Origin of the sequence: Sporichthya polymorpha DSM 43042 (genome assembly GCF_000384115.1) — a bacterium.
Taxonomy (GTDB): Bacteria; Actinomycetota; Actinomycetes; order Sporichthyales; family Sporichthyaceae; genus Sporichthya; species Sporichthya polymorpha.
On sequence record NZ_KB913029.1, the window covers coordinates 1,846,099 to 1,860,705 of the forward strand.

14 protein-coding genes, 1 tRNA gene and 1 pseudogene are annotated in these 14,607 nt (G+C 71.1%); 6 read left to right on the top strand and 10 right to left on the bottom strand.

Going from position 1 to position 14,607, the window contains the following annotated elements; all coding sequences use genetic code 11:
- From SPOPO_RS0109075 to SPOPO_RS0109095, 5 genes are read right to left on the bottom strand one after another with little or no spacing between them, the layout of a single operon-like run.
- Nucleotides 1-1,458: a peptidoglycan D,D-transpeptidase FtsI family protein gene (locus SPOPO_RS0109075; protein ID WP_019874469.1), complete on the bottom strand. Its 1,458-nt coding sequence runs from the start codon at nucleotides 1,456-1,458 to the stop codon at nucleotides 1-3.
- Nucleotides 1,455-2,861: an FtsW/RodA/SpoVE family cell cycle protein gene (locus SPOPO_RS0109080; RefSeq protein WP_019874470.1), complete on the bottom strand. Its 1,407-nt coding sequence runs from the start codon at nucleotides 2,859-2,861 to the stop codon at nucleotides 1,455-1,457. The genes SPOPO_RS0109075 and SPOPO_RS0109080 overlap by 4 nt, the downstream gene beginning before the upstream one ends.
- Nucleotides 2,858-4,288, bottom strand: coding sequence for a PP2C family protein-serine/threonine phosphatase (locus SPOPO_RS0109085; RefSeq protein ID WP_019874471.1), 1,431 nt, complete (start codon nucleotides 4,286-4,288; stop codon nucleotides 2,858-2,860). Before SPOPO_RS0109085 ends, SPOPO_RS0109080 begins: the two co-directional genes overlap by 4 nt.
- Nucleotides 4,285-4,761, bottom strand: a complete 477-nt coding sequence (locus SPOPO_RS0109090; protein WP_019874472.1) for an FHA domain-containing protein FhaB/FipA — start codon at nucleotides 4,759-4,761, stop codon at nucleotides 4,285-4,287. Before SPOPO_RS0109090 ends, SPOPO_RS0109085 begins: the two co-directional genes overlap by 4 nt.
- Nucleotides 4,762-4,771: 10 nt before the next feature.
- Entirely contained in the window at nucleotides 4,772-5,548 is a 777-nt protein-coding gene (locus tag SPOPO_RS0109095) for an FHA domain-containing protein (protein ID WP_019874473.1), read from the bottom strand.
- Between the two features lie 189 nt (nucleotides 5,549-5,737).
- On the opposite strand from SPOPO_RS0109095, the gene SPOPO_RS0109100 reads away from it, so the two are divergent.
- Both SPOPO_RS0109100 and SPOPO_RS0109105 read left to right on the top strand, forming a co-directional pair.
- Nucleotides 5,738-5,821: transfer RNA gene (locus tag SPOPO_RS0109100), tRNA-Leu, on the top strand.
- A 195-nt stretch (nucleotides 5,822-6,016) separates the two neighbouring features.
- Nucleotides 6,017-7,255, top strand: a complete 1,239-nt coding sequence (locus SPOPO_RS0109105) for a tyrosine-type recombinase/integrase (RefSeq protein WP_019874474.1) — start codon at nucleotides 6,017-6,019, stop codon at nucleotides 7,253-7,255.
- A gap of 50 nt (nucleotides 7,256-7,305) precedes the next feature.
- Here the strand turns inward: SPOPO_RS0109105 and SPOPO_RS36030 are convergent, their stop codons facing one another.
- The 4 genes from SPOPO_RS36030 to merA all read right to left on the bottom strand — a co-directional run bounded on the left by SPOPO_RS36030 (nucleotide 7,306) and on the right by merA (nucleotide 10,343).
- Nucleotides 7,306-7,539, bottom strand: a complete 234-nt coding sequence (locus tag SPOPO_RS36030; protein WP_019874475.1) for an excisionase family DNA-binding protein — start codon at nucleotides 7,537-7,539, stop codon at nucleotides 7,306-7,308.
- Nucleotides 7,536-8,018 carry a hypothetical protein gene (locus SPOPO_RS0109115; RefSeq protein ID WP_019874476.1) on the bottom strand — a complete coding sequence of 161 codons (483 nt, stop codon included), beginning with the start codon at nucleotides 8,016-8,018 and terminating at the stop codon, nucleotides 7,536-7,538. The genes SPOPO_RS36030 and SPOPO_RS0109115 overlap by 4 nt, the downstream gene beginning before the upstream one ends.
- A gap of 629 nt (nucleotides 8,019-8,647) precedes the next feature.
- Complete coding sequence (locus SPOPO_RS0109120; RefSeq protein WP_019874477.1) at nucleotides 8,648-8,941, bottom strand: hypothetical protein; 294 nt, start codon at nucleotides 8,939-8,941, stop codon at nucleotides 8,648-8,650.
- 16 nt (nucleotides 8,942-8,957) lie between these two features.
- Nucleotides 8,958-10,343 (bottom strand): mercury(II) reductase, encoded by a 1,386-nt coding sequence (gene merA, locus SPOPO_RS0109125; protein WP_019874478.1) that lies wholly within the window; start codon nucleotides 10,341-10,343, stop codon nucleotides 8,958-8,960.
- Between the two features lie 90 nt (nucleotides 10,344-10,433).
- Here merA and SPOPO_RS0109130 point away from each other — a divergent pair, with 90 nt between their 5' ends.
- The 4 genes and pseudogenes from SPOPO_RS0109130 to SPOPO_RS0109145 all read left to right on the top strand — a co-directional run bounded on the left by SPOPO_RS0109130 (nucleotide 10,434) and on the right by SPOPO_RS0109145 (nucleotide 13,265).
- The gene (locus SPOPO_RS0109130; protein WP_019874479.1) at nucleotides 10,434-10,811 is read left to right on the top strand and encodes an ArsR/SmtB family transcription factor; all 378 of its coding nucleotides are present in this window, start codon (nucleotides 10,434-10,436) and stop codon (nucleotides 10,809-10,811) included.
- 253 nt (nucleotides 10,812-11,064) lie between these two features.
- A pseudogene (locus SPOPO_RS32585) lies at nucleotides 11,065-11,475 on the top strand (alkylmercury lyase family protein); the annotation flags it as partial.
- Between the two features lie 81 nt (nucleotides 11,476-11,556).
- Nucleotides 11,557-12,378, top strand: coding sequence for a type IV toxin-antitoxin system AbiEi family antitoxin (locus SPOPO_RS0109140; RefSeq protein WP_084670951.1), 822 nt, complete (start codon nucleotides 11,557-11,559; stop codon nucleotides 12,376-12,378).
- The gene (locus tag SPOPO_RS0109145) at nucleotides 12,375-13,265 is read left to right on the top strand and encodes a nucleotidyl transferase AbiEii/AbiGii toxin family protein (protein ID WP_019874482.1); all 891 of its coding nucleotides are present in this window, start codon (nucleotides 12,375-12,377) and stop codon (nucleotides 13,263-13,265) included. The genes SPOPO_RS0109140 and SPOPO_RS0109145 overlap by 4 nt, the downstream gene beginning before the upstream one ends.
- A gap of 86 nt (nucleotides 13,266-13,351) precedes the next feature.
- Here the strand turns inward: SPOPO_RS0109145 and SPOPO_RS0109150 are convergent, their stop codons facing one another.
- Entirely contained in the window at nucleotides 13,352-14,293 is a 942-nt protein-coding gene (locus tag SPOPO_RS0109150) for an SEC-C domain-containing protein (protein WP_019874483.1), read from the bottom strand.
- Nucleotides 14,294-14,607: the final 314 nt, after the last annotated feature.

Below are 14,607 nucleotides of genomic sequence, written 5' to 3' on the forward strand. Positions count from 1 at the left end.
TCACCGCCCGAGGATCGCCTCCATGACCGCGCGAGCGATCGGCGCCGCGAGCAGGTTGCCGCCGACCTCGATCTGGCGCTCCGAGCCGCCGTTCTCGAGCACGACGGCGATCGCGATCTTCGGGTTGTCGGCCGGCGCGAACGCGACGAACCAGGCGTGCGGGTTGCGGCCGTTGCCGACCTGTGCGGTGCCCGTCTTCCCGCCGACGCGGACGCCGGAGATGCGGGCGTTGCCGCCGGTCCCGTTCTCGACGACGGAGACCATCATCGACGCGAGGTCGGCCGCCACCTGGGGACGCACGGCGCGGCCGAGCTCCTCGGGGTCCGTGCGGGAGAGCACGTCGAGATCCGGCGCGCGGACCTCCTCGACCAGGTAGGGCTTCATCAGCGAGCCCTGGTTCGCGATCGCGGCCACCACCATCGCCATCTGCAGCGGGGTGGCGCGGACGTCGAACTGGCCGATCGCCGACTGCGCGGTCTGTGGCTCGTTGATGTCGTTCGGGAAGATGCTCGCGACCACCGGGATCGGCACCTCGTAGCGCTCGCCGAACCCGAACGCCTCCGCCTGGTTGCGCAGGACGTCGTCGCCGAGGTCCATGCCGATGGCGCCGAACGTCGTGTTGCAGGACTTCTCCAGCGCGCGCTTGATCGTCGTCGTCTGGCTGCCCGGCGTGCAGGTGCCGGAGAAGTAGTTCGGCAGGTCGACGTTGGTCAGCGGCAGGTCCAGCCGCGCCGGGCCGGGCACCTCACCGTTGGGGGTGTACCGGCCGGAGGACAGCGCCGCCGCGGCGGTGACGAGCTTGAACGTCGACCCCGGCGGATACGTCTGGTTGAACGCCCGGTTCAGCAGCGGCGACTGGTCGTCGGAGTTGTAGCGCTGCCAGGCGCTGGTCACCTTCGAGCCGTTGTGGTCGGCGAGGTCGTTCGGGTCGAACGACGGGCTCGAGACCATCGCGAGGATCCGGCCGGTCGCCGGCTCGAGCGCGACGACCGCGCCGCGGCGCCCGTCGAGCCCGCGGTACGCGGCCTTCTGGGCGTCGGCGTTCAGCGTCAGCTTCACCGAACCGCCCTGGATGGACTCCCGCGTCAGCAGGTCCACGATCCGCCGGACGAACAGCCGGTCGTCGTTGCCCGAGAGCACGCTGTCCTCGGAACGCTCGATGCCCGACCGGCCGAAAATGTGCGAGTAGTAGCCGGTCGCGAAGGCGTAGATCTTGCCGTCGGCGTAGATGCGCAGGTACTTGAGCTTGTCGCCGGTCTCGCGGGAGAACGCGATCGGGTCGTTGGCGACCAGGATCGCCCCGCGCTGCCGGTCGTACTGCTCGAGCAGCACCCGCGCGTTCTTCGGGTCGTTGCGGTACTCGTCCGCCTTGATGACCTGGATGAAGTTCAGGTTCAGCAGCAGCAGGACCATCAGCAGCCCGCAGGCTGCGGCAACCCGCCGGAGGGGTCGGTTCACGGTTTGACCACCATCGTCTCGGCCTCCGTCGACGGGGTGGGCGGCGGCGCGGGCCGGCGGGCGGCGTCACTGACCCGCAGGATCAGCGCGATCAGCGCCCAGTTCGCGACCAGCGAGGAGCCGCCGTAGGACAGGAACGGGGTGGTGAGGCCGGTGAGCGGGATCAGCCGGGTGACGCCGCCGACGACGACGAACACCTGCAGCGCCACGATCACGGCGAGACCGGCGGCGAGCAGCTTGCCGAACGAGTCCCGGGCCGCCAGCGCCGTCCGCAGACCGCGGTGCACGATCACGCCGTAGAGCACGATGATCGCCATCAGGCCGGTGAGCCCTAGCTCCTCGCCGCCCGTCGCGAGGATGAAGTCGGTGTTCGCGTAGGGGACGATGTTCGGCCGCCCCTGGCCGAGGCCGGTGCCGAGGATCCCGCCGGTGGAGAAGCCGAACAGCGACTGCACCAGCTGGTAGGAGGCGTCCGAGACGTAGTCCGGGTCGAACGGGTGCAGCCAGATCTCCACGCGGCGGTGCACGTGCCCGAAGTTCGCGTAGGCGAAGTACGCCCCGGACACGAACATGACGACGCCGAACAGCAGCCACGACGTGCGCTCGGTCGCGACGTAGAGCAGGACGACGAAGACGCCGAAGAACAGCAGCGAGCTGCCGAGGTCGCGCTCGGCGATGAGGATCATCAGGCTCGCGGCCCAGGCCACGATGATCGGGCCGAGGTCGCGGCCGCGGGGCAGGTCGATCCCCATCACCCGGCGGCTGGCGAGCGCCAGCACGTCCCGTTTCACGACCAGGTAGCCGGCGAAGAACACGATCAACAGCAGCTTTGCGAACTCACCGGGCTGGATGGAGAAGCCGGAGAAGCGGACCCAGATCCGGGCGCCGTTGACCTGCGAGTACTGCGCGGGCAGCAGCGCGGGCAGCGCGAGCAGGGCAAGGCCGGCCGCGCCCGCGGTGTAGGTGTACCGCTGCAGCACCCGGTGGTCGCGGATCGCCACGAGCACCGCGACGAACAGTGCGATGCCGATCGCCGCCCAGATCAGCTGGATGCCCGAGTCGCCGCGGGGGGCGAGCGGGCCGAAGGAACGCTCGGTCGGGTTCTTCTCGTCCAGGTCGAGCCGGTAGATCAGCGCGAGCCCGAGGCCCTGCAGGAGCATGACCGCCGGGAGGACGATCGGGTCGGCGTACCGCGCGAACTGACGCACCGCCAGGTGCGCGATCAGGCAGTAGGCGCCGAGCGTCGTGGCATAACCGGCGAGGCCGGGCGGCCACTCGTCGGTGACGCCGTAGCCGGCGTTGGCGTACGCCGCGACGGAGATGCCCCACGCGAAGGCCAGCAGGAACAGCTCGGTGGTCCGTCGGCTGTGGACCTGGGACGCGGCTGGTGCCGAGGCGCTCATTCCGTCGGCACCCTCTCGGGCAGCGGCTCACCGCAGGCGTCCGACACCGGCTGACCGATCTCGGGCGGGGTGGTCGCGCCGGGGCTCGCCGACTGGGTCGCCTCCGCGGACGGGTCGGGCGACGCGGACTCCTCCGGCGAGGGCTCCGGCGTCGCGGACGGGCTCGGCGACGGGCTCGCCTCGCTCTCCTCGTCGGTCTCGTCGTCCGGGCTCGGGGTGGGGGTCGCGGCGGCCTCGGCCTCGGCCTCGGCGCGCGCGGTGCGGCAGGCCGTCGCGGCGGCGCGCAGGTTGTCGACGACCTTGCGGGCCTCGTCGAGGTTGTCCGCGAAGATCGTGTCCTCGACCTCCGCCCGGTCGTACGGCGGTAGGTCACGCAGCTCGATGTCCTGGCGCTCGTACGGGCTCGACAGCGAGATGCCGAGGATCTGCTGGGACAGGCCCTTGTAGATGGCCACGCGGTCCGCGTCCGCGCCGACGTAGTACTGCTTCTGGGACCACGCGTAGCCGCCCCAGCCGCCGGCGATCACGGCGAGCACGACGCCGACGATCAGAAACCGGACCCAGAGGGTCCCGAACCACCGGCCGCGGCCGCTCGCTTTCTCCAGGTCCGGCAACGCGGAGAGGTCGATTTCCGACGTGGAGCCTGACTCCGGCCGGTGGCGCCCGGCCGCGGCGCCGACGACGACGGGGAGGTCGGAGGACCCGGCCTCCACCTCGACGACATCGGCGACGATGCAGGTGATGTTGTCCGGCCCGCCGCCCTGCAGGGCCAGCTGGACCAGGGTCTCGGCCGCCTCCTCCAGCGTGGTGCCGGTGAGGGCGACCTGCATCTCCGAGTCCGCCACGACGCCGGAGAGCCCGTCGCTGCAGAGCAGGTAGCGGTCGCCGAGGTGAACCTCGCGCACCGACAGGTCGGGCTCGGGGTTGCTGCGGCCGTCGAGCGCCCGCAGCAGGAGCGAGCGCTGCGGGTGGACCGCCGCCTCGGCGGCGGTGATGCGGCCCTCGTCCTGAAGCTGCTGGACGAAGGTGTGGTCGTGGGTGATCTGCTGCAGGACGCCGTCGCGCAGCAGATAGGCGCGGGAGTCGCCGATGTGCACGAGGCCGACCCGGCGGCCGGACCAGAGCATTGCGGTGAGCGTCGTGCCCATGCCGTCGAGCTGGGGGTGCCGCTCGGCCATCTCGTTGATGGCGTCGTTGGCCTGGTTGACCGCGGTGGCGAGGGCGTCGAGCAGCTCGGTGCTGGGGACGTCGTCCTCGAGCGTGGCCAGCGTCGCGAGCGCGACCGAGCTGGCCACCTCGCCGGCGGCGTGGCCGCCCATGCCGTCCGCGACGGCGAGCAGCGACGGCCCGGCGTAGCCGGAGTCCTCGTTGCCCTCACGGATCAGGCCGACGTCGGAGCGCGCCACGTAGCGCAGGGAGAAGGTCATTTGCGCAGCTCGAACGCGGTCTTGCCGATGCGGATCGGCACGCCGAGGGCGACCGGCGTCGGCTGGGTCACCCGGTCACGGTCGAGGTAGGTCCCGTTCGTCGAGCCGAGGTCCTCGACCAGCCACTCGCCGTTGCTCGGGTAGAGCCGGGCGTGCCGGTTCGAGGCGTAGTCGTCGTCGAGCACGATCGTGGAGTCCGGAGCCCGGCCCAACGTCACCTGCGCCTCCGTCAACGCGACGGTCGTCCCGGTGAGCGACCCGGCCGTCACAACCAGCTTCGACGGCGTGTTCCGCCGGTTGGGTTTGATCTTCACCGGCTTGGCCGGGCGGGGTGCCGGGACCGGCGCCGGCCGCACGCTCGCGGTGCGGGGCCCGAACAGGTCCGAGCGCATCACCGAGATGGCGGTGAGGACGAACAGCCAGAGCACGGCCAGGAACCCCAGCCGGATGACGGTGATGGTGAGTTCGGACATGGGAGGCGGCTTACCCGGCCGGCAATCGGAACACCAGCACGGTGTCGCCCATGCCGATCCGCGCGCCGTCGGTCAGCTCGGCGCGGCCGACCGGCGCGCCGTCGAGCGTCGTGCCGTTGGTGGACCCGAGGTCGACGAGCATCGGGGCGTCCCCGAGCTGGATCTCGGCGTGCCGACGCGACACCCCGGCGTCGTCGATGCGCAGGTCGACCTGCGTCCCGCGGCCGAGGACCGTGACCGGCCGGACCAGCGGGTGCTTCTCGCCGTTGACCTCCAGGTACGGGACCACGGCGCGGGCGAGCGCGATCTTCTCCGTCTTCGCCGCCGCGTGGGACGGCGCGGGCCGGGCCGCCGGCGGCTGGGCCGCCCGTCGCGGGGCGGGAGCCGGCGCCGGCGGCGGGTTGACCGACTTCACACTCGCCACGACGGAGCTACGGACCCGGTGGACCCCGATGTCGAGGTCCAGGTCCTCCTCGAAGATCACCTGGACGTCGCCGCGCAGCTGGTAGCGCTGCTCGGCCGAGTGGTCGCGGACGACCTCGGCGAGCTCCTCCGACAGCGTCTTGGCGTAGACGGAGAGCCGGTCGTAGTCGTGGCGCGACAGCTCGACGACGAAGTGGTTGGGGACGATCGTGTTGCCCTTCCCGACGATCGCCGCGCGGTCGTCCAGCTCGCGCTGCAGAGCGCTGGCGATCTCCACGGGCTGGACGTCGGCCTTGAACGCCTTGGCGAAGGCCCCGCTCACCAGTCCTTCGAGGCGTCGCTCGAAGCGCTGGAGAACTCCCACATCCACCTCCTGGCGGAGACTCCCCCGGTCAGGTGACGCGCGGCCGGGAGTGCGGTGTCCCGGCCACCCCGGTCCGGGAGGTCGGATCGGCGACTGTGCAGGACCGATGCTATCCGTGCGGGAACCCCGGACTGCGACATCACCTGCTCAGACAGTGTGTGGCAGGTGTTAGCCTGTCCACCGCTGCACGCGCGGGTGGCGGAATAGGCAGACGCGCTGGATTCAGGTTCCAGTGCCCGCAAGGGCGTGGGGGTTCAACTCCCCCCTCGCGCACCGTACGAACACGGCCCCTGACCTGCACCAATAGGTCAGGGGCTTTGTCATGCAAGATCTTTGGGGAGCAGTTTGGGGAGCACTCGCCACGGTGCCGTCCCCGGTCGAAATCCGCCCATTTCGGACCGCGAAGCCGGTCTGCGTGTCGCTCGCGCGCACAGAGAGGCACGCGGAGCTGCGGGGGGTGAGCCGCTGATGGCCTTCCTGGTCGAGCGGAACCGGCGGGGTGGGGTCGCCTACCAGGTGCGATGGCGTCAGGACGGCGCCTGGCAGTCGGACATCTTCGACACCAAGCGCAAGGCGCTGCGGTTCAAGTGCGACGTCGAGGACGCGGGCAACCAATGGCCGGAGGGCTGGGTGCCCGGCTACGGCTACGCGGCGACATCCGCGGCGGCGGAGCCCGGTGTCGAGACCGCGTTCGCCGCGCTGGCGGAGCAGTACCTGAACACCCGCACGTCGGTGTCGAGCTACCAGATGACCCGCTACCGCGGGATGGTCCGCCGGCTCGGCGAGCACTTCACGGTGGTCGAGGACATCGACGATCAGGCGGTCGCGACCTGGGTCCGGGACATGCTCGACACCGGTTCCGCTGCGAAGACCATCGCGAATTACCACGGCCTGCTTTTCGCGATCTGCGCCTACGGCGTGCGCAAGGGCATGCTCGGCGCGAACCCGTGCGCGGACACCCGGCTGCCCAAGCTGTCCGCCTACGACGCCGAGGGCGAACCGATCGCCTGCTTCCTGGAGCCGGCCGAGTTCGCGTTGATCGCCGAGGCGATGTGTGCCTCGTCGGCCTACGACTGGCGCCCGCCCGGCGGGCCCGGCGAGCGCCGTGCTCCCTCGCAGGTCGTGCGCTGCGGGGTCGCCTTCCGGGAGGACCGCGACCTGATCACTCTGGTCGTCCACACCGGACTGAGGTGGGGCGAGATCTCGGCGCTGCGGGTCGGGGACGTCGACCTGGACGCCCGACGCCTGTCCGTCAAGCGGGCCTGGAAGCGGGACGGGGAGCTGAACTGGGTGATCGGCCCGCCCAAGACCGCCCGGTCCCGGCGCACCATCTCGATCAGCTCGTCGCTGGTCGAGCTGCTTCGGCCCCACCTGGATGGCCGCAGCGCGCGGGAGTACATCTTCCGCAACGGCAACGGCGAGCCGATCCGCCAGAACAGCTTCTACGAGCACCGGTGGCAGCGTGCCGTCGCCCTGGCACGGACCCGAGGGCTGGACAAGTCGCCGCGCTTCCATGACCTCCGCCATACGCACGTCGCATGGCTGATCGCCGGAGGCACTCCTTTGCCGAAGATCCAACAGCGGCTGGGGCACGAGTCGATTCAGACCACGATCGACGTCTACGGCGGCCTCCTCGCCGACACCGACGACCAGGTCGATGCCGTCATCGACGCCGCCTTCAACGCGGTGCTCGCGGTGGCCGGGTAGCTAGGAGTACGGAGCAACCGACCGGTTCGTGACTCGGTGCCGCGCGGTGGTTAGCTCACCGCGCGGCGCCGGAGGCGTCCGGTCTGCGAGGGGATAGGTGGCCCGACCGGCCCGGTTCGACGTTCACCAGCGGCGACGATGTCGGCGAGGTGCGCGTCGGTGAAGCGGACGTGGCGGCCGAGCCGAGTGTGAGGGACCTCCCGAGCCGTCACCTTGTCCCGAAGCCAGGTCCGAGGCACGTTGAGCAACTCCGCGGCTTCGGTGATCGAGTAGAGGCGCGTCATCGTTCGATCCCTCGGCCCGGCGTCCGCTGAGCCGACCCGGACGGAGCGGGCCGAGTCCGGTAGCGCGTTGTCCGGGTGCGGTCCGGGCGTTCGTGGGCGATGCCGCTCACGGCGGACTGGGCGTGGCCGAAGGCCGCGCCGGCGGCGGCGCAGGTCTCCGCTGCCTCGCCGAGCGCTGTGGCGGCAACCCACACCGCCTGGCCTGGGTCACCCGCGTGCGGGAAGCCCGGTACGGCCCGCAGCTCGCCCGAAGAGTGGCTGTGCTGGATCGCCGCGGCGAGCTGGTGGCAGGCCTGCGGCAACTTGGACATCGCCTCGCGCAGCGCTCCGAGGACGCAGTACGCATCGGGCACGCCGCCGAGGCGCGAGTCACCCGGCCGGGTCGCGTAGTTCAACGTGCGGACGAGCCGGTCGAGGTGACTCGCAAGTTCGGCCGCGGATACCGCCGGGTCATGCGGGTCGATCTCCTGGATCGTCATGGTGCGACCTCTCTCGTGACCTCAGACCCGGAGCCGGGCCCGGTCTCAGGTTCGCCGCGGGCGATTGCCGTAGTGCTTGCCGGCGTCGGCGCCGGGGGGAGATTTCGCTGCCGGCAAGCGGACTGGCAATCGCGTGACCTGCAGGTTCGTCCCGGTGGCAAGCAAGTCGGCAACTCTGCTCGCGACCGCCCTCCCGTCGCAGCTGGCGAGGCAGGCCCCGCGATGACGAGCACAGCGCCCGTGAGCCAATTCGACCTGGCTCCCGCCGTCGGTGCTCCCGACACCTGGTTGAGCTGCTCGCCCGCCGCGGTTGATTCGTGAAGGATCGGCGGGGGCCGCTGAGCCGCCGAGAGCGAACCGTCGCACTCCGTGCCGTCGAGTGCGCTTCGGGATCTTGGCCACGGATCTCCGCGATGTCGGCGCGGGATGGCACTGTGAGGGATCGGGATCCTGGTGACGAGACTCTCGACACGGACCGAGGTTCAGGGGGACGGTCGAACGACATGGGTTTGTCACTCGGAACGACAGCTGTTGTCAGTGGCCAGCGACAGCCGGCTGTCGTTGGTTGACGGCAGCGGTGTCAGCGCCACCACCGGAGGCTGGCGCGCTGTGGGTCTCTGCTTGGGTCGCTAGAACGGGGACCGGCGGTTGATCCACCGCAGCGCGGGGCCGATTCCGGGACGGTTGTGCAGGCCGGCGGAGATGACGGCCTCGCGGAAGCGGTTGGCCGCGTTGTGCAGGTGGCGGGCGACTGCCCGCCGGTTGCCGAGGGCTCGGGCCCGTTGCCGGAGGTGGATCGCGCATTCGCCGCAGACCGCGGCCTCGGGCCGGGCACCCAGGCGCAGCAGGTGGCTTTCGGGTTTCTCGGCGCCGCAGCACCAGCACGCCAGGGGGGCGGCCGGGTCGGCCGCGGTGTCAGTCACCGGTCGGTCCTCGCGATCATGCGCAACAGGATCGCGGTTTGTCGCTGTCGCTGAACAGGCCCGCGGCCAGGCGCAGGCCTTCGGCCGCGGTGAGGTAGGGCGCCCAGGTCTCGGCGATCTGCTCGACGGTCATCCCGGCTTTGATGGCGTAGGTGGCGGCGAGCATGAGGTCGCCCGCGGTCTCGGCGGCGGCGTGCGCGCCGAGGAGCCGGCGGGTGGCGGCGTCGGCGACGAGCTTCACGACTCCGCGGGTGTCGCGGTTGGCTAGGGCGCGCGGCAGGTCGGCGAGGTCGAGGGTGCGGGCGATGACGTCGTGGCCGGCGGCGCGGGCGGCGGCCTCGGTCAGTCCGGCGTGGGCGAGCTGGGGCCGGGTGAAGATCACCCCGGGCAGGCCGGTGTAGTCGACGCTGACGGGCTGGGCGCCGGCGCCGACGGCGTTGAGCGCGGCGGCGCGTCCGGCCGCGGCGGCGACGTAGACGTACTGCGGGCCACCGGTGACGTCGCCGGCGGCGTACACGAGGGGGTTGGAGGTGCGCTGGTGGGCGTCGACCTCGATGAAGCCGGCGGCGTCGGTCTTGACGGCGGCAGCGTCGAGGTCGAGGGCCGCGGTGCGGGCGCGGCGGCCGGTGGCCACGAGGAGACGCTCGCCGCTCGCCCGGCGCCCTGAGCGTGTCAGGACCGTCAGGGGCTTGCCGGGCTCGACGGAGATGGCGTGTTCCTCGATGACGCTGATGCCGTCGTCGGTGAACACCTGGCGCAACACGGCGGCCAGCTCCGGCTCGGCGGTGGGCGCGATCCGTCCGACGAGGGTGACCTTGCTCCCGAGGTGGGCGAACAGCTGCGCCTGTTCGAGCCCGACATACCCGCCGCCGATCACAATGAGGCTCTCGGGCAGCTCGGCCAGCTCCATCGCGGTGGTGGAGGTGAGCCAGTCCACCTGGTGCAGGCCGGGAAGGTCGGGTGTGGCCGGCGCGGCGCCGGTGGCGATCAGGTACGCCTTCGCGGGCAGGACCTGCCGGTCGACGGTGAGCCGGTCGGGGCCGATGAACCGGGCGACGCCGGAGCGGACCGGCACGCCGTAGGCCTCGGCAACGTCGGCGTACTTGGCCTGGCGGAGCCGGGCGACCAGCTCGTCCTTCTGCTCGACGAGAGCTGCGAGGTCGACGGGGCCGGCGTGGGTGGGCGCGCCGGGGAACGGGTTTGCCAGCGCGGAGTGCCGGACGCCGGCGGCGGCGAGCAGGGTCTTGGACGGGACGCATCCGACGTTGACGCAGGTCCCGCCGAGCGTCCCGGCCTCGACCAGCGTCACGCTCCTGCCGGCCTCTCGCGCAGCTATCGCCGCAGCCATCGCCGCCCCGCCGGAACCGATGACGACCAGGTCGCTGGTGCAGCATTCGTCCATCGAGACTCCTGTCAGCAACGCACGCATCCGCAAAGGCAGATACGTATCGTATCCGGCAGGACAGATACGTCGAGAGAGAGGCGGACCGGGATGCGGCAGCCAGCTGCGGCGGCGACGACAGCGGGCGGGGACGTCGCGGTCGAGGTCACGGCGAAGTTCTTCCGGGCACTCGGCGATCCGACCCGGCTGCGGCTGCTGGAGTTCCTGCTCGACGCCGAGCACACCGTCACCGAGTGCGTGGCGCACGTGGGCCTGGCCCAGAGCCGCGTGTCGACCCACCTGGCCTGTCTGGCCGACTGCGGCTATGTCACGGCCCGCCGCCAGGGCCGGTTCAGCTACTACCGGGCCGCGGACCCGCGGGTCGCGACCTTGATCGCCGCGGCGCACTCGCTGGCCGCCGACCACGGCGCGGCGCTGGACGCCTGCACGCGGATCGAAGCCGCGCCCGGGTGTCCGGGCACGCCGTGAGCGCACCGGCGGGGCTCCCGCCGTCGCTGACCCGCGCCGGCCGGGGCAGGCTCGCACCTGCCGAGGGCGGGCTGCGGGCGACCCAGTCCGCCATGCTCCGCGCCTTCGCGACGACCGGACGGGCACCGGCGCCGGCGGCGCTCGCCGTGGCCGGTGTCGACGTCGAGGCCGCCCTGGCGCGTCTGCACGCCGAGGACTTCCTGCGGCTCGACGACGCCGGGCGGATCGTCGTGGCCTATCCCTCTCGGCCACACCAACGGCCTACCTGGTGCACCTCGATGGCGGGCCGAGCGTGCACGCCATGTGCGCCATCGACGCGCTCGGGATCGCCCGCATGCTCGGCCGCGCGACGTCCGTGCACGCCGCTGACCCGAGCACCGGCGAGCCGGTCAGGGTCGACCTGGACGCGGCCGGCCGGCTGCGCGACCACCACCCGCCCGCGTCCGCAGTCCTGGTCGGCGCGAGGGCGCACGGCGAGACCTGCATCGCTGCCGACACCTGCTGCGCGAGCGTCAGCTTCTTCGCCTCGGATGTGACAGCACAGGGCTGGCTGGACGCCCACCCCGATGTCCGCGGTCCGGTCCTGGATCTCATCACCGCGCTCGACCTGGCCAACGAGGTCTTCGGACACCTCCTCGCGTTGACAACCCCACGTTGTCGATAGCCACCTTCTCGACGTGAGTGGCCAGTAGGTACTGTCATTCAGACCCTTAGTTTGCTAGCATCAGCTCAACTAAGGGGTTGAATGACAGTGGCGCGGACGATCAGACGGTCCGCAGCGGAGGTCGTCGAGCAACTCGAACTCGATGGCGCCCTGCTCGTGACCTTCGACCGCCTTGCCGCCCTGCTCCGCCAAGACGGCCAACAGCCCGACGAGGCCGCGGTCCGTCGGATGGCCTACGACCTTCAGCAGGGCGGGTGGCTCGGTCCGCTGCGCACCCGGGAAGTCTGGGAGTTCCTGCCCGGGGCGCGAGGTGGGGCGTTTGGTTCGGGGGACCGGTTCATCGAGTTCCGCGCCCAGCATGCGGTGAACCCGGGTTGGAGCGGGACCTTGGCGATGGAGTCGGCGGCGTCGGTGCTCGGGTTGGCTCAGCGGATCCCCGAGCGCGAGGTCGTCGCTCTCGACGCCGCCGGTGCTCTACCCAAGGCGCTGGAGGGCCAGTGGCGGTTCATTCGACTCGCCATGCCCGTGGCCGGCTGTACGGTGCTGGACTCCCTGCCCACCTGGACACTCGAAGCACTGATCGTCGGCATCGCCACCCGCCCCTCGTCCTATCAAGACCTGCCGGGACTCGGGCAGTGGCTGCCTGAGGCGGCCGGCCGCGTCAACGCCGACATCGTGATCAGCCTGCTCGCAGGAGCTCGTTCCGCGACCCGGCAACGTGCGGCGTACCTCCTCGGTGCGGGAGGCAACGCCGAAGGCCGTTCATCGATCCTCACCGCCTACCCGGCGACGTCCGCGGTCTGGTTCGGCCCTCGGGTGGCCGGTGCCGGCGTGTTCGACTCTGAGGCGCAGGTCAACGACACGGCGCTGCACCCCTACCTCGCCGTCGGGACCGGCGCATGACCCGCGTCACCGAGGGTCACCTGGTCCGCCACTACCAGGGCGTTAAAGGCGGCCGCGACGCCGCGCTGCTGGACATCGCCCAGGACCATGCACTGCACTTGCTCCACCGCGCCGGCCTGTTCGAGCGAGGTCTGGTCTTCAAGGGCGGCACTGCGCTGCGGAAGTTTCGGGCGGGTAACGCTGGCAGGTTCTCCACCGACCTCGACTTCGCTGCGGCCGACGAGGAACTCGCGCTCGCCGCTCTGGAGGCCCTCGACGGCGTCGAGATCGACGGGTTCGCGTTCGCGATCGACAACCTGGGCGAGGACGGGCGACGCGGGGACCTGCGCGTCGACACGCCCTTCGGCCGTCCCCGGCTCGGCGCCAAGGTCGAGCTCGCACGGCACCCGCTCAGCCTCGCTCCGCAGCTTGTGTCCCCGGTGCGGTTGGCCATCCATGACCGCTACGACTTCACGCTGGCGCCGACCCCGGTGGTCCGGGTCGAGGAGGCGGTCGCGGAGAAGCTGGCCCGCTTCCGCCGGGTGTCGCTGGCCCGCGATCTCTACGACCTGCAATGGTTCGCCTCCGCGGGGAGCCTGGACGAGGGGCTGACCCGGCGGCTTTGGGTGCTCAAGGTCTACCGCGACGTCATAGTCGACGGGCGTGGCACTCCTCCGATCGCCGCCGCGGACGTGCTCAGGCCACGGACCAGGACGGACTTCCGTACCGAAGACATCGGCTACCTCACGACCCCGGTCCGGATCGATGAGTGGATCGCCACGGTCAGGACCCGCTACGCCTTCCTCGCCGACCTCGACGCAGACGAGCAGCGCTGGGCCGCGTGCAACGCGCGCCACCTCCACGAGGTCACCGCTGCCTTGGCCGCGTTGCATGCCCCGTCCGAATGAGGCTGTTCAGACCGTTAGATGTACGGCCGCTCCTGCGCTTCGCCGCGATGGAGCTGCACGAGCGGGCCGGCCCGACCGGGCGAGGATCAGACCCCTGAGGCCCTGCCGCAGCACTTCTTGTACTTGAGCGTCGACTCGCACCAGCACGGTCCGTTGCGTGGCGGTGGCCAGCGCGTCGCCGTCGCGTTGGCCATCCGCTCGTGCAAGTAGTCCGCCCGCGTCCCCGGCTTGTCCAGGTCCGCGCCGGTACGGGTCAGCCACTCGTCGAGGCTGGTGATCGTCGCCTGGATGAGGAAGATCGACACCGCCCCGCGCCGCGACAGGCCCCGCAGTTCCGCTTCGAGTAGGTCGTGCTCCTCGCGTTCGCGGCGGGGATCGTCGACCAGGAAGGTCTCCCCGAAGCGTGCGACGGCGGCCGCCCGTTCCCCACGCGGCCAGAACAGCACGCGCACGCTCCCGTCGGGTGCGGTGTTCTTGGCGAGCATTTCCAGCGGCGGGCGGCCGCCGGCGGCTGGCTCGCGGTCGAGCAGCGCGTCGAGCTCGTCGGCGGGAAGCCCCATCGCCGCTCGCACTCGCCGTCGCCCGTGCACGAGCATCCATGACGCCGTACCGCCGGAGGACCACAGGGCGACCATGTCGTCCGGGTTGAGGCGCTCGGCTCCGAGGTCGAACCACGCCAACGCGTCGGCCAGCTCTCCCCTAGCCTCGAACATCTCCCCGGCGTGGTGCGCGGTGCACAGATACCGCGGGCCTGCGGCGCGGACCTCGTCGAGCAGCGCGTGCGCCTGCTCCTTGCGGCCCAGACCGAGGAGGATCTCCACGGCCGAGACCTGGGCGTACTCGCCGTCCACGCTGCCGTCGGCAGCCAGTTCCGTGAGGACCTGCAGCGCCCGCTCGTCGTCCCCCGACCGGTGCCACGACCGGGCGATCTCGTGCCTGGGGTCGATGTCGTCGGGGTGGCGCCGCGTCGGAACTTGAAGCTCGCGAGCGCGCGCAGCGGTACGTTCCAGTCCGACCGGCTCCACCATCCGGCGAGCCTACGCAGGACCCGGCTGAAGATCGTTCTTGCTCCCCATGGGGAGCACTGGGACGTCGGAAGACGGAGCAACCCGGACCTGCGCGGAGCGAGTAGAATCGCGCTGACCTGCACAAACGTCGTCCTCGCTGGTCAGCGAGTTGTGTACTGGGTGGTTCAACTCCCCCCTCGCGCACATGTGAAAACCGGCCCCTGACCTGTACGTACAGGTCAGGGGCTTGTTGTTGCTAGATCGTCGGGGAACATTTCGGGGAACAGGCGGCCGCCATGCGCCCGATTTGGGTGCCCCTGCGCCCCTACATATTG